Genomic DNA, 17,647 nt, shown 5'->3' on the forward strand with positions numbered 1-17,647 from the left:
AGAATTGATCGACAGTCGACCGTCCGTTCGACCTGCACGTAGTGACGGACCCTGCGTGTGCAGTTCTCGCTCGTAGCGCGTGAGCCTTGTGTTATCGGCGGGCGATCTTGGAGGCGTGGAGGCGTATGTTTGCGATCCGGTTCCCGCACTGAAGGCGAGGCTACTCTCCGGTCGTGAATTGCCGAACGCGGCGAGTTCGCGGTCGAGCCAAACGCGGCTTGCATTCAACCCCATATGCCTCTCCAGCAAAGTGAATCCGCGTGAAATATCGCCAAACCGATCCGACAACAAGCATCTGCGCCGACTATTCGCGGGAAAACCGGCGTTCAGAGGCGGTCGCGCCCGGTTGACGTCGATTCTTTTGGGGGCGTTCGTCGAAAAACCTGTGGCGATCCACGCCTTCGCGCCCGTCCTAGGTCTTCCGTCAGGCGTGTAAGGGGGCAATGTCGTGTTGCCCTCGATCCCTGTATCTCATGTTCCGTTCGCTGGATCCGGTTCTCATGCGATGTCATCACGGGCTTGTGACGTGAAGAAGGGGGACGCAAGCGGTGCAAAAATGCCTGATCTGGTGTCAAATCGGCGCCTTGGGCTCAAGCACTTGTGTGTATCACCGCGACCGCCCTTGAAAGTCCCGGGGGGGAATACCTAAAGTATGGCACTATTTGCCTGTGATGTAACGGAACCGGACAGGGCCCTTCGGCCATTCGGTGAGCGAAGGACAAGACCATGACTGCCCGCCACGTAAAAGCGCTGATCATCGGCTCCGGCCCGGCCGGTTATACCGCCGCCATCTACACGGCGCGCGCGATGCTGGAACCGGTCCTGATCGCCGGCATGGAACAAGGCGGCCAGTTGATGATCACCACCGATGTGGAGAACTATCCGGGCTATGCCGATCCGGTTCAGGGTCCGTGGATGATGGAGCAGATGCTGAAGCAGGCGACGCATGTTGGCGCCGAGATCGTCAATGATCTGGTCACGGATGTTGACCTTTCCGTTCGCCCCTTCCGCGTCAAGACCGACAGCGGCAACGATTGGACGGCTGACGCCTTGATCATTGCCACCGGCGCCAAGGCAAAGTGGCTCGGCATCGAAACCGAGCCGACTTTCATGGGCTTCGGCGTTTCGGCCTGCGCCACCTGCGACGGGTTCTTCTATCGCAACAAGGACGTCATCGTCGTCGGCGGCGGCAATTCGGCCGTTGAAGAGGCTCTTTACCTCTCCAATCTCGCAAAGACCGTCACCGTCGTTCATCGCCGCGATTCGTTCCGCGCCGAAAAGATCCTGCAGGAGCGCCTGTTCGCCAAGCCCAACGTCAAGATCATCTGGGACCACGAGGTCGTCGAATATCTTGGTGCCGCCCCCAAGCCGCCGATGCCTGCATCGGTCAATGGCGTGAAGCTGCGCAACACCAAGACGGGCGAAACGAGCGACATGGTGACCGACGGCGTCTTCGTCGCAATCGGTCATGCGCCGGCTGTCGAACTGTTCAAGGGCAAGCTCCGGCAGAAGTCCAATGGCTATCTCTGGACGGCCGCTGATTCGACGGCGACCGATATACCCGGCGTTTTTGCCGCAGGTGACGTCACCGACGACATCTACCGCCAGGCCGTGACGGCTGCAGGCATGGGATGCATGGCGGCGCTCGAGGCCGAGAAATACCTGGCGGGTCATATGCCCGTCGCAATTGCAGCCGAATAGAAGCTGCGAATCGGGAAGCTCCAGGCAAGGAGCCTTCCCGTATGGGAACAGATGCATCAGCCGCACGCGGAGGACATGATCCCGTCCCCCGGGGTGGTTTCATATGGGGGACTTCATGTCGCTGGATTGGGACAAACTGCGCATTTTTCACGCGGCGGCCGAGGCTGGGTCGTTCACGCATGCGGCAGACAAGCTCCATCTCTCTCAGTCGGCGATCAGCCGTCAGGTGAGCTCGCTTGAGCAGGATGTCGGCATCAAGCTGTTCCACCGCCACGCGCGCGGCCTGATCCTGACCGAGCAGGGCGAGATCCTCTACCGGACTGCGCACGAAGTGCTGATGAAGCTCGAAAGCGTCAAGGTTCAGCTGAGCGAGACGACCGACAAGCCGAGCGGCAAGCTGCGCATCACGACGACCGTAGGCCTTGGCCAGGGCTGGCTGACCGACAAGATCCAGGAGTTCATGTCGCTGCACCCTGATGTCCAGGTACAGTTGATCCTCGATAACGAGGAGCTCGACGTGAACATGCGCCATGCCGACTGCGCCATACGCCTGCGCCAGCCGCAGCAATCCGACCTGATCCAGCGCAAGCTCTTCACCGTGCATATGCACGTCTATGCGGCGCCCTCCTACATCAACAAGCACGGCGAACCGCAGTCGCTCGACGATCTCGACAACCACCGCATCATTACCTTCGGCGAACCTGCGCCAAACTACCTGCTCGACGTCAACTGGCTCGAAATCGCCGGCCGCGATTCCGACAACCCGCGGACCTCGCATCTGCAGATCAACAGCCAGACCTCGATCAAGCGCGCCTGCCTGCTCGGCATCGGCATAGCGATGCTGCCTGACTATATCGTCGGCCGCGATCCAGGCCTGATACAACTTCCGATCAGTGCCGACATTCCGTCGTTCGACACCTACTTCTGCTATCCCGACGAGATGAAGAATGCTGCCAAGCTCAAGGTCTTCCGCGATTACATCGTCGCCAAGGCCAGGAACTGGAGCTTCTGACGCCAAAGGCGCCATTGCTCGATTTGTGAGCATTTGCCGGATGGCTGATTAGCTCGTTGTTTTATAATCGTAATTTAGATCGTGCGGCGCATTTGGTGCGCCGCATTTTGTTTGTGCGGTGCAAAAATGAGCAGTGATGCGCACATGGCATGGCTGACATGCATATTAAATGATTGCTGCTCGCCCAAAAAAGCAGCATACCACCCTCAGCTGATGCATCTTTGGTGGCTTCTCCTCCCAGTGCCACCGCAGCAGCTGTTCCCCTCTGGAGGTTTAATTACCTTCACAACTATAAGGGCCCAAGTCATCTTGTGGCCCTCTTTTTTTGTCTACTGTGTGGACACGGGCGAGCCGTGACGAAATTCACAGCCGGCTATTGAAAGCTGGTACTTCGCTTCCCATATCAAAATGTAGCTGATGCATTCTTGGTGGCTTTCTCCTCCCCGCCACCGCAGCAGCTGTTCCCCTCTGGAGGTTCTAATTACCTTCACAACTACAAGGGCCCAAGTTTTCTTGCGGCCCTCTTTTTTTGCTCATTTCCTCCTCACGCTCTTGTGATTTGAATATCGAGTGTAGCCGATACATCTATCGATAAAACACGATATGGCGATAGACGATGGATCGAGACGAAATCTTCAAGGCCCTGGCACACCCGGCAAGAGTGAGCATCCTTGCTTGGTTGAAGGAGCCCGAGGTGCACTTTCCGACCCAGGAGCATCCGTTTGAGATGGGCGTTTGCGCGGGGCAGTTCGAGCGCTGCGGCCTGTCGCAATCGACCGTATCCTCCCATCTCGCCATTCTCCAGCGCGCTGGCCTGGTGACAACCCGCCGTCTCGGCCAATGGGTTTTCTACAGGCGCAACGAAGAGACGATTGCCGCGTTCCTGAAGGACATCGGCAGTCTCTGACACCCCCCCCAAGACCAAACTGAAACCGAAAGGACCTGCAATGGCTACCCTATTCGATCCCATCACCATTGGTGACATCACCCTGAAGAACCGCATCGTCATGGCGCCGTTGACGCGCAATCGTTCGCCGAAGGCCGTGCCGAACACACTCAACGCCACCTATTACGAACAGCGCGCATCGGCTGGCCTGCTGATCACCGAGGCAACTGCGATCACCCAGCAGGGCCAGGGTTATGCCGATGTGCCCGGGCTCTACACATCCGAAGCCCTCGAGGGCTGGCGCAAGGTCACCGATGCCGTGCATGCCAGGGGTGGCCGGATTGTCGTACAGATGTGGCATGTCGGCCGGATCTCACATGATTCGCTGCAGCCGGACGGTGGCAAGCCGGTTGCACCTTCAGCGATAAGGGCAAAGTCCAAGACCTATCTGATCAATCCCGATGGCACGGGTTCGTTTGCCGAAACCTCCGAACCGCGTGCGCTCGACATCAGCGAACTCGACGGGATCGTTGAGGACTATCGCAAGGCTGCCCGCGCCGCGATCGATGCCGGCTTCGACGGTGTCGAGATCCACGCCGCCAATGGCTATCTCATCGATCAGTTCCTGCGCTCCGGTTCGAACCAGCGCACCGACGCCTATGGCGGTTCGATCGAGAACCGCGCCCGCTTCCTGTTCCAGGTAGTTGATGCCATCACCTCGGAGATCGGCGCCGGCCGTGTCGGCATCCGTCTCTCGCCGGTGACGCCCGCCAACGACGCCTTCGATCCGGAGCCGCAGGCGCTGTTCAGCTATGTCGTCAAGAACCTGGCCCGTTATCCCCTCGCCTATCTCCACATCATCGAGGGTGCGACCGGCGGTCCGCGCGATCACCAACAGGGCGAGCGTCCGTTCGACTACCACGCTCTACGCGCCGTCTATGCCGCTGCCGGCGGCAAGGCTGCCTGGATGACCAACAACGGATATGATCGCGATCTGGCGGCAAAGACAGTTGAAAGTCGCGAGGCCGATCTGGTCGCCTTCGGTAAGCCGTTCATTGCCAATCCTGACCTTGTCGAGCGCCTGCAGGAGAACGCTCCGTTGAATGCGCCGGATCAAGCGACGTTCTATGGCGGCGGCGCAAAGGGCTATACCGACTACCCGTCTCTTGAACAGGTCGCCTGATACCACCACATCCCTCAAGCCCCGCCGGTCGGCGGGGCTTGATCGCCAACGGACCATCCCTCCTTGTATGTTTGCTCCCTACCTCGAAAAATGGTCGCTGCAGCCGGACGGTGACCGGGTCTCAACGCGATCGAGCCAACTGCTGCCGGTGCGCTGGCGCGGCCTGCCGGCAATGCTGAAGGTCGCTCACGAAGTGGAAGAGAAGCTCGGCCGGTTGCCGATGCTCTGGTGGGCCGGCCAGGGTGCTGCCGAAGTCTATGCCGACGACGAGGATGCGCTTGTGATGGAGCGTACCGACAGCCGGCGATCGCTGTTTCATATGGCGATGACGGGAAGCGACGAGGTGGCGACACGGATCATCTGCGGGACGGTGGCTGCGCTCCATGCGCCCCGCGATGCGGCCATTCCCGATCTCGTCCCGCTTGAGAGATGGTTTGCGGCACTGGCGCCGGCAGCACGAACCCATGGCGGCGTGCTGGCGCGTTCGCTTGCGGCGGCCGAGGCCTTGTTTTCCGATCCGCATCCGCCGGTCGTGCTGCATGGCGATGTTCACCACGGCAACATTCTCGACTTCAGTGCCCGTGGCTGGTTGGCGATCGACCCGAAGCCGGTCTATGGCGATCCGGGTTACGACTATGCCAATCTCTTCTGCAATCCGGAACTGGCTGTGGTGAGCGAGCCCGGTCGCCTGCAACGCCATCTCGCTATTGTCGCAGAGGCGACTCGACTGGCGCCGCGCCGTATCCTTTCCTGGATTCTGGCCTATGCGGGTCTCTCTGCCGCATGGTTTCTGGAGGATGATGACGACTTCGATGTCGAGGGCGAAATGCTGGTCGCGCGGATCGCTGCAGCCGAAATCGACAGGTAGCGTCAGCGGCTGCTTAAGAGGATCACCGCATAGACACATAACGTATCGTTGCCATTGCGGAAGATGCAGTCCGTGGGTGGTCCGAGCTCAAGGCAATCGCCTGCTGCCAGCGCATGCGTCTCCTCGCCTTCCGTGAAGGTCAAGGCGCCCTGCTTCACCCAGATCAACTGGCGAAACATTGCATAGGCGGCCGCCGGCATAGGCACGTCCGCACCCGCTGGCAGTTCGACCTCGATCAGTTCCAGCGGCAGCTCGGAGTTCGGTGAGACATGCCGCCTGAGATATCCGCTTTGCGGATCGCGCCAGACCGGCTGGTGCTCGCGCCGCGACAGGCGACCCTCCTGAATTTCCGCGCGGGCGATCAGCGTCGACATGGTCAGGCCGAAGGCACCGGAAAGCCGCGCAAGCAATGTTGCCGTCGGACTGCTATCTGCGCGCTCGATCTTGTGGATCATCGTGCGGGAGACGCCGGAGCGTTCCGCAAGCTCGCTCAGTGACCAGCCGCGGATTTCCCGCTCGAGACGAATGCGATCACTGATGCGTTGATCAAGGCTGTACACTTTAGTATCCATGACGTAGTCATATGGTGTACGAACATGCGGGGCAACATGCTGACCAGGCAAGCAACGAAAGATGACCTGCCGGTCATCTGCGACATCTACAACGACGCGGTGGCCAATACGACCGCCATCTGGAACGACACGATCGTCGATGTCGCCAATCGAGCTGCCTGGCTCAGGGCGCGAAGCGATGCCGGATACCCGGTCCTGGTCGCGGTGGCAGACAGCGGCGATATCGTCGGCTATGCCTCCTTCGGCGACTGGCGTGCGTTTGACGGTTACCGGCACACGGTCGAGCATTCCGTGTATGTCCACCGCAAAAGCCGTGGCGGCGGCATCGGCCGCGAGCTGATGGTTGCCTTGATCGCCGAGGCCGAACGTCTCAACAAGCATGTGATGGTGGCGGGGATCGAGTCGGAGAATGCCGCCTCGATCCGGCTTCACCAACGGCTGGGTTTCACAGAGACCGGTCGAATGCGCGAAGTTGGAACGAAGTTCGGCCGTTGGCTCGACTTGACCTTCATGCAACTGGTGCTCTCCACCGGCTCACCCGCCTGAAGGACCTGTTTTTCCTGACCTCGCGAGATGCTATGTATAAAGCCGGTCTGTTTCGATGAGGCATTGCGGGCGGTACGGCATGGGGAACGGCAGCTCAAAAGGTCTTGCGTTTGCCGCCAGAGGGCTGCTGGCGCTTTTGATGGCCGTGAGCATGGGGTCGCCGGATATCGCTCAGGCTCGCATCGACGAGCTGCCGGTGCGCGCCAAGTGCATCTATGTCGGCCGGTCGGTGACGGACCCGGTTAAATCGCTGTGCATCAGCAAGGAAAGCTTCGAGCGCGATGTTTGCGGCGTCATCGATCATTATGCCGCCGCCAATGACTTGCCTTCAGCCTTCTTTGCGCGCCTTATCTGGCGCGAAAGCCTGTTTCGGCCGAATGCGGTCAGCCCGAAAGGGGCGGAAGGCATCGCGCAGTTCATGCCGGGAACGGCGAAAATGCGTGGCCTTTCCAACAGTTTCGATGTCGTTGCCGCTCTGGGAAAATCAGCCGAATATCTTGGTGAGCTGAAGTCGCGCTACGGCAATCTCGGTTTTGCCGCCGCCGCCTACAATGCCGGTGAAAATGGGCTGGAGCGTTTCCTCGAAGTGGACTGGCTGCCGACGGAGACACGCAACTATGTGCTGGCGATCACCGCCTACAGCGTCGAGGACTGGCGGGACAATCCGCCAAAGACACTCGATCTGACGCTCGACAAGAGCAAGAATTTTCTCGACGGCTGCGTGGCGCTGGCCAGCACCCGCCAACTGCGCGAGATCGACGTGATCGATGAGGCGGAGTGGGCGCCCTGGGGCGTACAGCTTGCGGCGCATTTTCAGAAATCGGTGGCGCAGCGGCTCTTCGTCAACGCTGTCAAACGTCTGCCGGCCCCGATCCGTAGCGAGAAGGCCCTGCTCCTGCGCGAACGCAATGCCAGCTTCGGCCGCCGCATTCGTTATGCCGCCCGAATCGGCCGCGATAGCCAGGTGGAAGCCAATGCGCTTTGCGCCACCATTCGGAAAAATGGTGGCGCTTGCTTGGTCTTCAGGAACTGATCGCCATTTTGGCTGGGGTGAGTCCCTCGCCGGCGCCGATTTGTCCGGCACTCTGCGGCAAGCAGCCGAGCGCCTTGAGGGTTTTGGCCACCGCTTCATCGATCGGTGTACGCGGCTCCTCGCCGAGCAAGTCCAGCAATCGATTGTTCGGCATCCGTAGCGGTTGGCGCCAGAGGTAGCGCATCTTGCGCAACTCCCGAAAGAGCGGGACGAAGGGGGAAGCCAGCGTCACCAGCCACCATGGAAAGGCACGTGCCGGAAGCCTTTGCTGTCCCGCTGCGCGCCGGATGGCGGCGATCATCTTCGTGCCGTCATCATCGACGAAACCGCCCATATGGTAGACGGCAAAGGCCGGCAGATCCTCGGCACGCTCGACCAGACGGATCATCGTCTCGGCCACATCGGGCAGATAGGCCCATTGGTGGGCGACGCCCTTCTTTCCGGGATAGCTGATCGCGGTCAGCGGCTTGCCCGGCTTGACCAGCCCTTGCGAAAACCAGTTGTTGGCGGCATCGGGGCCGAAGAAATCTCCAGCCCGCAGGATGATCACGCCGACACCGGCGTCTGACGCAGCTTTCAATCGAAGTTCCATCTCCTTGCGGATCATGCCCTTGTCCGTATGCGGGTTCTGCGGGCTGTCTTCGGTCAGAAGCGGGAAGGCATCCTGACCGAAATTGTAGATCGTGCCCGGCAGCAAAATGCGCGCGCCTTCCGCTTTCGCGGCGGCAATGGTGTTGTCGAGCATCGGCAGTACCAGCTTGCCCCAGTTGCGGTAACCGGGCGGATTGACGGCATGAACGATCAGTTCGACGCCTTCTGCGGCGGCGCGAACGTCCAGCCGCTTCATCGCATCGCCCTCCACCCATTCGTACGCGGGCGCCTTCTGCGCGGCCTTGGCGATATTGCGATTGAGTGCGCGCACTTTCCATCCCCGCTGGCTGAGGCCGCGGGCGACGGCACCACCGATGCCGCCGGTCGCGCCCAATACCAGGACTGTTCTTGCCTTTTCCAGATTGTCGGTCATTGCGTCTGCTCCATCGGTTCTGATGGAGGAAATGTCGTGCAATTCCGGGATAAACGGAATTGTCGTTTTCTGTTTCATTGCTATACTTTTATGTATGAGCAAGATCGAGCCGAGCTGGGACTACTACCGGACTTTCCTGAAGGTGCTGAAAGAAGGCTCGCTGTCGGCGGCGGCGCGCGAGCTCGGCCTGACGCAACCGACGGTCGGGCGCCATGTCGATGCAATGGAGGAGATGCTCGGCTTTCCGCTCTTCACTCGCTCGCCGCAGGGACTGTTGCCGACCGATGCCGCCCGCGCGCTTCAACCCTATGCCGAAGCGCTCGCAGCAACATCAGCGGCCCTGCTTCGCGCTGCCTCCGGCCAGCAGGATACGGTCAGCGGAACGGTGCGCATCAGTGCCAGCGAAGTGATCGGTATCGAGGTGTTGCCGCCGATCCTTGCCGAGCTGCATGTGCAATATCCGGATCTGACCATCGAGCTGTCGGCTTCCGATGCGATCGAGGACATCCTGCGGCAGGAGGCGGACATCGCCGTGCGCATGGCGGTGCCCAGTCAGGATGCGCTGGTGGCGCTTCATATCGGCGCGGTGCCGCTCGGTTTTCACGCCCACCGGCGATACCTCGACCGGCGCGGCACCCCGGCCACGCTTGCCGATCTGAGCCGCCACAGCCTGATCGGCTATGACCGCGAGACGGCGGCGATCCGGGCAATCATCGCCCGCACACCCGGCCTGCCGGACGTGCGCTTTGCGCTGAAGGCAGACAGCAACCTCGCGCAGCTTGCCGCCATTCGCGCCGGTTTCGGCATCGGTATCTGTCAGAATGCGCTTGCTGCCCGCGACCCCGATATTCTCCCGGTACTGGCAGACGGGTTCGTAATGAAGCTCGAGACATGGCTCGTCATGCACGAAAACCTGAAGGCGGCGCCGCGTTGCCGGGTGGTCTTCGATGCGCTGGCCAAGGGCCTGAGAACCTACATTCGCCCGCCGGAAATCATGGCTGCCCAATAAAAAAGCCCGCCGATCGGCGGGCTTTTCAGTCGGTTGGAGCCGCCTATCAGGCTTCGGCTTCCGGCGTTTCCGGTGCGCCGTTTTCGGCTGCCACCAGGTCCTCGCCTTCTTCGTCACCTTCCGGTTCGCTGATGCGCTCGACCGAGACGACCTTTTCGTCCTTGGCCGTCGAGAAGATCGTCACGCCCTTGGTGGCGCGGCTGGCAAGCCGGACGCCATTGATCGGCACGCGGATCAACTGGCCGCCATCGGAAACGAGCATGATCTGATCGTTGTCTTCGATTGGGAAGGCCGCGACGAGTACGCCGATCTCCGTCGTCTTCGAGGTGTCGGTGGCGCGGATGCCCTTGCCGCCACGACCCGAGGTGCGGAAATCGTAGGACGACGAACGTTTGCCAAAGCCCTTCTCCGAAACCGTCAGAACGAACTGTTCGCGCGCCTTCAGCTCTTCGTAGCGCTCGTTGGTGAGTTCGCCACCTTCGGTGACTTCCTCGCCGACCAGAGCGATTTCTTCTTCCTCGCCGTTCGTGCGCCGCTCGGCGGCTGCGCGCTTCAGGTAGGCCGCCCGTTCCCATGGCTCAGCATCCACATGGCCGAGGATCGCCATCGAGATGATGCGGTCGCCGTCACCAAGGTTGATGCCGCGGACGCCGATCGAGTTGCGGCCGGCAAAAACGCGCACGTCGTCGACCGGGAAGCGAATGCACTGGCCGAGCGCCGTCGTCAGCATGACGTCGTCATGCTCGGTGCAGGTGTCGACCGAGAGGATCTCGTCGCCATCCTCCTCCAGTTTCATCGCGATCTTGCCGTTGCGGTTGACCTGGACGAAGTCGGACAGTTTGTTACGGCGCACCGTGCCGCGCGTCGTCGAGAACATGACGTCGAGGTTTTCCCACGTCGTTTCGTCCTCGGGCAGCGGCATGATCGTCGTGATGCGTTCGCCGGGTTCAAGCGGCAGCATGTTGATCAGTGCCTTGCCGCGCGATTGCGGCGTGCCGATAGGCAGGCGCCAGACCTTCTCCTTGTAGACGATGCCACGGGAGGAGAAGAACAGAACCGGCGTATGAGTGTTGGCAACAAATAGCCGGGTAACGAAATCCTCGTCCCTGGTTGCCATGCCGGAGCGGCCCTTGCCGCCGCGGCGCTGCGCGCGATAGGTGGTCAGCGGCACGCGCTTGATGTAGCCGAGATGCGAGACGGTCACGACCATGTCTTCGCGGGCGATCAGGTCCTCGTCGTCCATGTCGGGACCGCCTTCGGCGATCTCGCTGCGACGCGGCGTGCCGAACTCCTCGCGAACGGCGGTGAGTTCGTCCTTGACGATGGTCATGATGCGGAGACGCGACGACAGGATATCGAGGTAATCCTTGATTTCCTCGCCGATCTTGTTGAGTTCGTCGCCGATTTCGTCACGACCAAGCGCAGTCAGGCGCTGCAGGCGCAGGTCGAGAATGGCGCGCGCCTGCTCTTCCGACAGGTTGTAGGTATTGTCTTCGTTGATCCGGTGACGCGGGTCGTCGATCAGCCGGATGAGGCTGTCGACGTCATGCGCCGGCCAACGGCGCTCCATCAACTGTTCGCGCGCGGTCTGCGGATCGGGCGCATGCCGGATCAGCTTGATCACTTCGTCGATGTTGGCAACCGCGATGGCGAGACCGACCAGGACATGCGCACGGTCGCGCGCCTTGCGCAGCAGGTACTTCGTTCTCCGGCTAACGACTTCCTCGCGGAACGAGACGAAGGCGCGCAGCATGTCGAGCAGCGTCATCTGCTCCGGCTTGCCGCCGTTGAGCGCCACCATGTTGCAGCCGAAAGACGACTGCAGCGGCGTGTAACGGTAAAGCTGGTTCAGGATGACGTCGGCATTGGCGTCGCGCTTGAGTTCGACGACGACGCGGTAGCCCTGACGGTCCGATTCGTCGCGCAGATCCGAGATGCCTTCGATGCGCTTATCGCGCACCAGTTCGGCCATCTTCTCGATCATCGTCGCCTTGTTCACCTGGAAGGGAATCTCGGTGATGATGATCTGCTCGCGGTCACCGCGCATCGGTTCGATATGGGCACGACCGCGCATGATGACCGAACCGCGGCCGGTCTCGTAGGCCGAGCGGATACCCGAGCGGCCGAGGATGAGCGCACCGGTCGGGAAGTCCGGCCCCGGGATGATTTCCATCAGCTCCGGCAATTCGATCGCCGGGTTGTCGATCAGCGCCATACAGCCGTTGATGACTTCGACGAGGTTGTGCGGCGGAATGTTGGTCGCCATGCCGACCGCGATGCCGCCGGCGCCGTTGACGAGCAGGTTCGGGAACTTCGCGGGCACCACCACCGGCTCGCTCATCGTGCCGTCGTAGTTGTCGCGGAAATCGACCGTTTCCTTGTCGAGGTCGTCGAGCAGCGAGTGCGCTGCCTTCTGCAGGCGGCACTCGGTGTAGCGTTCTGCCGCCGGCGGGTCGCCGTCGACCGAGCCGAAGTTGCCCTGGCCGTCGATCAGCGGCAGCCGCAGCGACCAATCCTGGGCCATACGTGCCAGCGCATCGTAGATCGCCGAATTGCCGTGCGGGTGGTATTTGCCCATCACGTCCCCGGTGACACGGGCGCATTTGACGTACTTCTTGTTCCAGTCGATGCCGAGTTCGCTCATCCCGTAGAGGATGCGGCGATGAACGGGTTTCAGGCCGTCACGCACGTCTGGAAGCGCGCGGCTGACGATGACGCTCATGGCGTAATCGAGATAGGACCGCTGCATTTCCTCGATGATGGAAATCGGCTCGATGCCTGGCGGAGTCTTTCCGCCGCCGGGAGTGCTTTGCTCAGTCAATTGTGATCACGATCTTTGTTCAGAATCAGTCGGATATTTATAGCCGAATGCGCCTGGAAGCGCCAATTTTGGCCCGTGGTTGTGAACAGTCTTTTGCCGTCGGAACAGGCTTTTCTAGGGCATTGCAGCGGAAATCGGAAGTGCTGGCGACAAAGTCGGCTGCCCGGCCTGAACGGCTGTGAGAAGGTTCCGTCACATCCTCATTAAGCTATTGCTCAAGCTTTGGCCACCGACCCCTTCCCAAGCCCCCTCCGCTTGCCTAACAATGCCGATCTGCCACCGGGAAAACTCGGGGCGCGCGCGCACGCACGCGACAATCCGGAAGGGGAAACGGATGTTCAATGTCGACCTCCTGGTCAACGCACTCACCACCCTGCTCGTCACGCTCGATCCGCCGGGGCTCGCCCCGATCTTCCTGAGCCTCACCGTCGGCCTCAGCCGGCAGGAACGCTTTCAGGTCGCCACACGCGGCTCGCTGATCGCCTTCTTCATCCTTGCCGCCTTCGCCGTCTTCGGTAACGGCATTCTCGGCCTGCTCGGCATATCCATCGGTGCCTTCCGCATCGCCGGCGGTCTGCTGCTGTTCTGGATTTCCTTCGAGATGATCTTCGAGAAGCGTCAGGAGCGAAAGGAAAAGACCGGCGAAAACGCCACCACCAAGGACCACATCCACAATATCGCGGTGTTCCCGCTTGCCCTGCCGCTGATTGCCGGGCCGGGCGCGATCTCCGCGACGATCCTGCTTGCCGGCTCGTTCCCGACGGCGGTCGAGCGCACGCAGCTGTTGATCGTCATCGCGCTGTCGATGGTCAGTCTTTTCCTGGCGCTTGTCATCGCCGAACGCATCGACCGTTTTCTCGGCGTCACCGGCCGGGCAATCCTCACGCGCCTGCTTGGGGTCATCCTGGCGGCACTTGCAGTCCAGTTCGTCGTCGACGGCGTGAAATCGGCAATGGCGGTCTGAGGCCATCGGGACGTTTGAGCGCTTCCGCTTTGGATAGAGTTGCGGAAGCGTCCCGTCTCCTGGTCATACGCACTTCCGGACGGAAAACCGCTTCGCACTTTTCCTGGAAATGCTCCAACCGACAGAAACGTTCATTCGAACGCAAAAAGGGCCGGTTTCCCGGCCCTTTTTCAATGTCACGATATTGCCATTAAAGGCCCGTGCCGTTCCAGTCTGCTCACCAAAGGGCGTCCGCAACTGAAAATCGCCGTGTTCGCGTGGCTCAGAACGGGATGTCGTCGTCGAGATCGCGCGAGAAGTTGCCGCCACTCTGGCTGCCCTGACCACCCTGGCCGCCGCCGGAGCGACCGCCGCCGGAGGACTGGCGCGGCTGCTGATCGTAGTCGTCGTAGCCGCCGCCAGCGCCGCCACCGAAATCGCTGGAGCCGCCACGGCCGGCGCCGGAGCCGCCGCCCTCGCCGCGACCATCAAGCATGGTCAGCGTCGAGTTGAAGCCCTGCAGCACGATTTCGGTCGAGTAACGATCATTGCCCGTCTGGTCCTGCCATTTGCGGGTCTGCAGCGCGCCTTCGATATAGAGCTTCGCGCCCTTCTTGACGTATTGCTCGACGACCTTGCACAGGCCTTCGTTGAAGACGACGACGGTGTGCCATTCGGTCTTTTCCTTGCGCTCGCCGCTGTTGCGGTCACGCCAGGTTTCCGATGTGGCAATGCGCAGGTTGGCGATCGGCCGGCCGTCCTGCGTGCGCCGGATTTCCGGGTCCGCCCCGACGTTTCCGACCAAGATCACCTTGTTGACGCTACCAGCCATATTGCTTTTCCCGTGGTTTTGCCGCGCCGCCGGCACGGCTTTCGAATTTCAAGAACGCGTATCTTAGCGGTCCGCTGCCGCGGATACGCCCCGCATCGTACATAATCCACAACAGATTTAGTCGATTTGCGTGTTGTTTGTTCTTTCTTTGTTCTAATATTTCCCTATGATCCTGTCAACCGAATCGAAATGGCCACCAGTTTTGCCGATTGCGCCTCGACATGGGCGTTAGCGTCATTACATAGGGGGCTTTCAACCGACATGCAAAAGCTGGCTTCCGATGAGCGAACTCAAGACCATCTCCATTCGTGGCGCGCGCGAGCACAATCTCAAGGGCATCGATCTCGATCTGCCGCGCAACAAGCTGATCGTGATGACAGGGCTTTCCGGCTCCGGCAAGTCGTCGCTCGCCTTCGATACGATCTATGCCGAAGGCCAGCGTCGCTACGTTGAGAGCCTGTCTGCCTATGCGCGCCAGTTCCTCGAGATGATGCAGAAGCCGGATGTCGACCAGATCGACGGCCTGTCGCCGGCAATCTCGATCGAGCAGAAGACGACCTCGCGCAACCCGCGCTCGACGGTCGGCACCGTGACCGAGATCTACGACTACATGCGCCTGCTGTTTGCGCGCGTCGGTGTGCCCTATTCGCCGGCGACCGGCCTGCCGATCGAAAGCCAGACAGTCAGCCAGATGGTCGACCGTGTGCTCGCCTTCGGCGAAGGCACGCGTCTTTATATTCTTGCGCCGCTCGTGCGCGGCCGTAAGGGCGAGTACAAGAAGGAACTCGCCGAACTGATGAAGAAGGGCTTTCAGCGCGTTAAGGTCGACGGCACCTTCTACGAGATCGCCGAGGTTCCTGCCCTCGACAAGAAGTACAAGCATGACATCGACGTCGTCGTCGACCGTGTCGTCGTGCGGCCCGATCTCGCCTCGCGGCTTGCTGACAGCTTGGAAACATGCCTGACGCTGGCCGACGGTCTCGCCGTTGCCGAATTCGCCGACAAGCCGCTGCCGCCGGAAGAAACCGCGGCCGGTGGCTCGGCCAACAAGTCGCTCAACGAAACCCATGAGCGCGTGCTGTTTTCGGAAAAGTTCGCCTGCCCGGTCTCCGGCTTTACGATTTCCGAGATCGAGCCGCGCCTGTTCTCATTCAACAATCCCTTCGGTGCCTGCCCGACCTGCGATGGCCTCGGCAGCCAGCAGAAGATCGACGAGGCGCTGATCGTACCAGAGCATAACAGGACGCTGCGTGATGGCGCGATCGCGCCTTGGGCCAAATCGTCGTCGCCCTATTACAACCAGACGCTGGAAGCGCTCGGCAAGGTTTTCGGATTCAAGCTCGGCAATCGCTGGAGCGAACTGTCCGTCGACGCGCAGAAAGCCATCCTGCACGGCACCGAAGAGAAGATCGTCTTTCATTATGAAGACGGCGCTCGCTCCTACAACACCACCAAGAATTTCGAAGGCATCGTGCCCAACCTCGAGCGCCGCTGGAAGGAAACCGACAGCGCCTGGGCGCGCGAGGAGATCGAGCGCTATATGTCGGCTGCCCCCTGCCCGGCCTGCGCTGGCTTCCGCCTGAAGCCGGAGGCGCTCGCCGTCAAGATCGACACGCTGCATATCGGCCAGGTCACCGAGATGTCGATCCGCATCGCACGGGACTGGTTCGAGGCATTGCCGGGACATCTCAACACCAAGCAGAACGAGATCGCCGTTCGCATCCTCAAGGAGATCCGCGACCGCCTGCGGTTCCTCAACGATGTCGGTCTCGAATATCTCAGCCTGTCGCGCAACTCCGGCACGCTGTCGGGTGGTGAAAGCCAGCGTATTCGCTTGGCATCGCAGATCGGCTCTGGTCTGACGGGCGTGCTCTACGTGCTCGACGAACCGTCGATCGGCCTGCACCAGCGCGACAACGCCCGCCTGCTCGAGACGCTGCGCCATTTGCGCGACATCGGCAACACGGTCATCGTCGTCGAGCATGACGAGGACGCTATCCTGACGGCCGACTATGTCGTCGACATCGGCCCGGCCGCCGGCATCCATGGCGGCGAGGTCATCGCCCAGGGTTCGCCTGCCGACGTGATGTCCAATCCGAAGTCGCTGACCGGCAAGTATCTCTCCGGTGAACTGTCGGTTGCCGTCCCGAGCGAACGCCGCAAGGCGAAAAAGAAAAAGGAAATCACCGTCGTCGGTGCACGCGCCAACAACCTGAAGAACGTCACGGCGTCCATTCCGCTCGGCATTTTCACCGCGGTTACGGGCGTGTCCGGTGGCGGCAAGTCCACCTTCCTGATCGAGACGCTCTACAAGGCCGCCGCCCGCCGTATCATGGGCGCGCGCGAAAACCCGGCCGAACACGATCGCATCGACGGCTTCGAGCACATCGACAAGGTGATCGACATCGACCAGTCGCCGATTGGCCGCACGCCGCGCTCAAACCCGGCGACCTACACCGGTGCCTTCACCCCGATCCGCGACTGGTTTGCCGGTTTGCCGGAAGCCAAGGCCCGCGGTTACCAGCCCGGTCGCTTCTCGTTCAACGTCAAGGGTGGGCGCTGCGAAGCCTGCCAGGGCGACGGCGTCATCAAGATCGAGATGCACTTCCTGCCGGATGTCTACGTCACCTGCGACGTCTGCCACGGCAAGCGCTACAACCGCGAAACGCTGGACGTGCATTTCAAGGGCAAGTCGATCGCCGATGTGCTCGACATGACCGTCGAGGAAGGCGTGGAGTTCTTTGCTGCCGTTCCCGCAGTGCGCGACAAGCTGGTGACGCTGAACCAGGTGGGGCTTGGCTATATCAAGGTCGGTCAGCAGGCAAACACGCTCTCGGGCGGCGAAGCCCAGCGCGTCAAGCTCGCCAAGGAACTGTCGAAGCGCTCCACCGGACGCACGCTCTATATTCTCGACGAACCGACAACCGGCTTGCATTTCCACGATGTGGCAAAGCTTCTTGAAGTTCTGCATGAACTCGTCAACCAGGGCAATTCGGTCGTGGTCATCGAGCACAATCTCGAGGTGATCAAGACGGCCGATTGGGTCATCGACTTCGGTCCCGAAGGTGGCGACGGCGGCGGCGAAGTCATCGCCAAGGGCACGCCGGAGGATGTCGTCAAGGAGCCGCGTTCCTATACCGGCCAGTTCCTGAAGGAGCTTTTGGAGCGTCGTCCGATGAAAAAGGTTGAGGCGGCCGAGTGAGCGTCTCGGGCAATA

At 61.1% G+C, this 17,647-nt stretch carries 14 protein-coding genes; 10 read left to right on the top strand and 4 right to left on the bottom strand.

Annotated elements, in window-relative coordinates:
* Positions 1 to 726 precede the first annotated feature (726 nt).
* The 5 genes from trxB to ASD52_RS28745 all read left to right on the top strand — a co-directional run bounded on the left by trxB (position 727) and on the right by ASD52_RS28745 (position 5,650).
* Positions 727 to 1,701, top strand: coding sequence for a thioredoxin-disulfide reductase (trxB, locus tag ASD52_RS28725; protein WP_025427087.1), 975 nt, complete (start codon positions 727 to 729; stop codon positions 1,699 to 1,701).
* A 115-nt stretch (positions 1,702 to 1,816) separates the two neighbouring features.
* Positions 1,817 to 2,713, top strand: coding sequence for a LysR family transcriptional regulator VtlR (locus tag ASD52_RS28730; RefSeq protein ID WP_038577011.1), 897 nt, complete (start codon positions 1,817 to 1,819; stop codon positions 2,711 to 2,713).
* A 616-nt stretch (positions 2,714 to 3,329) separates the two neighbouring features.
* On the top strand, positions 3,330 to 3,620 hold the full coding sequence (locus ASD52_RS28735) for a metalloregulator ArsR/SmtB family transcription factor (protein ID WP_025427089.1): 291 nt from the start codon (positions 3,330 to 3,332) through the stop codon (positions 3,618 to 3,620).
* Between the two features lie 40 nt (positions 3,621 to 3,660).
* Positions 3,661 to 4,782, top strand: coding sequence for an alkene reductase (locus ASD52_RS28740; protein ID WP_025427090.1), 1,122 nt, complete (start codon positions 3,661 to 3,663; stop codon positions 4,780 to 4,782).
* A 67-nt stretch (positions 4,783 to 4,849) separates the two neighbouring features.
* A complete protein-coding gene (locus ASD52_RS28745; RefSeq protein ID WP_025427091.1) occupies positions 4,850 to 5,650 on the top strand; it encodes an aminoglycoside phosphotransferase family protein in 801 nt (266 codons plus the stop codon).
* A gap of 2 nt (positions 5,651 to 5,652) precedes the next feature.
* Here ASD52_RS28745 and ASD52_RS28750 read toward each other — a convergent pair whose 3' ends face one another.
* Positions 5,653 to 6,222, bottom strand: coding sequence for an XRE family transcriptional regulator (locus tag ASD52_RS28750; RefSeq protein ID WP_025427092.1), 570 nt, complete (start codon positions 6,220 to 6,222; stop codon positions 5,653 to 5,655).
* A 36-nt stretch (positions 6,223 to 6,258) separates the two neighbouring features.
* On the opposite strand from ASD52_RS28750, the gene ASD52_RS28755 reads away from it, so the two are divergent.
* Complete coding sequence (locus tag ASD52_RS28755; protein WP_025427093.1) at positions 6,259 to 6,768, top strand: GNAT family N-acetyltransferase; 510 nt, start codon at positions 6,259 to 6,261, stop codon at positions 6,766 to 6,768.
* A 151-nt stretch (positions 6,769 to 6,919) separates the two neighbouring features.
* Positions 6,920 to 7,801 carry a lytic transglycosylase domain-containing protein gene (locus ASD52_RS28760; RefSeq protein ID WP_234907880.1) on the top strand — a complete coding sequence of 294 codons (882 nt, stop codon included), beginning with the start codon at positions 6,920 to 6,922 and terminating at the stop codon, positions 7,799 to 7,801.
* Here ASD52_RS28760 and ASD52_RS28765 read toward each other — a convergent pair.
* Positions 7,791 to 8,825 (bottom strand): NAD(P)H-binding protein, encoded by a 1,035-nt coding sequence (locus tag ASD52_RS28765; RefSeq protein WP_025427095.1) that lies wholly within the window; start codon positions 8,823 to 8,825, stop codon positions 7,791 to 7,793. The genes ASD52_RS28760 and ASD52_RS28765 overlap by 11 nt on opposite strands.
* A 94-nt stretch (positions 8,826 to 8,919) precedes the next feature.
* Here ASD52_RS28765 and ASD52_RS28770 point away from each other — a divergent pair, with 94 nt between their 5' ends.
* Entirely contained in the window at positions 8,920 to 9,834 is a 915-nt protein-coding gene (locus tag ASD52_RS28770) for a LysR family transcriptional regulator (RefSeq protein ID WP_025427096.1), read from the top strand.
* Between the two features lie 46 nt (positions 9,835 to 9,880).
* On the opposite strand, the gene gyrA is transcribed toward ASD52_RS28770, so the two are convergent.
* Positions 9,881 to 12,655: a DNA gyrase subunit A gene (gene gyrA, locus ASD52_RS28775; protein WP_025427097.1), complete on the bottom strand. Its 2,775-nt coding sequence runs from the start codon at positions 12,653 to 12,655 to the stop codon at positions 9,881 to 9,883.
* A 334-nt stretch (positions 12,656 to 12,989) separates the two neighbouring features.
* Between gyrA and ASD52_RS28780 the strand changes: the two genes are divergently transcribed.
* Positions 12,990 to 13,619: a MarC family protein gene (locus ASD52_RS28780; protein WP_025427098.1), complete on the top strand. Its 630-nt coding sequence runs from the start codon at positions 12,990 to 12,992 to the stop codon at positions 13,617 to 13,619.
* A gap of 262 nt (positions 13,620 to 13,881) precedes the next feature.
* Here the strand turns inward: ASD52_RS28780 and ASD52_RS28785 are convergent, their stop codons facing one another.
* Positions 13,882 to 14,430, bottom strand: coding sequence for a single-stranded DNA-binding protein (locus tag ASD52_RS28785; RefSeq protein ID WP_025427099.1), 549 nt, complete (start codon positions 14,428 to 14,430; stop codon positions 13,882 to 13,884).
* Positions 14,431 to 14,710: 280 nt separating this feature from the next.
* On the opposite strand from ASD52_RS28785, the gene uvrA reads away from it, so the two are divergent.
* Complete coding sequence (uvrA, locus tag ASD52_RS28790) at positions 14,711 to 17,632, top strand: excinuclease ABC subunit UvrA (RefSeq protein WP_025427100.1); 2,922 nt, start codon at positions 14,711 to 14,713, stop codon at positions 17,630 to 17,632.
* The last annotated feature ends 15 nt before the right edge of the window (positions 17,633 to 17,647 follow it).

Source organism: Ensifer sp. Root142 (genome assembly GCF_001426785.1).
GTDB classification, from domain to species: domain Bacteria; phylum Pseudomonadota; class Alphaproteobacteria; order Rhizobiales; family Rhizobiaceae; genus Ensifer; species Ensifer canadensis.

What these genes read in the sequence shown, in the direction of transcription:
- ASD52_RS28765 (WP_025427095.1), bottom strand. Translation starts at nt 8,825, where the DNA reads ATGACCGACAATCTGGAAAAGGCAAGAACAGTCCTGGTATTGGGCGCG.
- ASD52_RS28780 (WP_025427098.1), top strand. Translation starts at nt 12,990, where the DNA reads ATGTTCAATGTCGACCTCCTGGTCAACGCACTCACCACCCTGCTCGTC.
- ASD52_RS28755 (WP_025427093.1), top strand. Translation starts at nt 6,259, where the DNA reads ATGCTGACCAGGCAAGCAACGAAAGATGACCTGCCGGTCATCTGCGAC.
- ASD52_RS28770 (WP_025427096.1), top strand. Translation starts at nt 8,920, where the DNA reads ATGAGCAAGATCGAGCCGAGCTGGGACTACTACCGGACTTTCCTGAAG.
- ASD52_RS28750 (WP_025427092.1), bottom strand. Translation starts at nt 6,222, where the DNA reads ATGGATACTAAAGTGTACAGCCTTGATCAACGCATCAGTGATCGCATT.
- ASD52_RS28735 (WP_025427089.1), top strand. Translation starts at nt 3,330, where the DNA reads ATGGATCGAGACGAAATCTTCAAGGCCCTGGCACACCCGGCAAGAGTG.
- ASD52_RS28760 (WP_234907880.1), top strand. Translation starts at nt 6,920, where the DNA reads ATGGGGTCGCCGGATATCGCTCAGGCTCGCATCGACGAGCTGCCGGTG.
- ASD52_RS28740 (WP_025427090.1), top strand. Translation starts at nt 3,661, where the DNA reads ATGGCTACCCTATTCGATCCCATCACCATTGGTGACATCACCCTGAAG.
- ASD52_RS28785 (WP_025427099.1), bottom strand. Translation starts at nt 14,430, where the DNA reads ATGGCTGGTAGCGTCAACAAGGTGATCTTGGTCGGAAACGTCGGGGCG.
- uvrA (WP_025427100.1), top strand. Translation starts at nt 14,711, where the DNA reads ATGAGCGAACTCAAGACCATCTCCATTCGTGGCGCGCGCGAGCACAAT.
- trxB (WP_025427087.1), top strand. Translation starts at nt 727, where the DNA reads ATGACTGCCCGCCACGTAAAAGCGCTGATCATCGGCTCCGGCCCGGCC.
- ASD52_RS28745 (WP_025427091.1), top strand. Translation starts at nt 4,850, where the DNA reads ATGTTTGCTCCCTACCTCGAAAAATGGTCGCTGCAGCCGGACGGTGAC.
- ASD52_RS28730 (WP_038577011.1), top strand. Translation starts at nt 1,817, where the DNA reads ATGTCGCTGGATTGGGACAAACTGCGCATTTTTCACGCGGCGGCCGAG.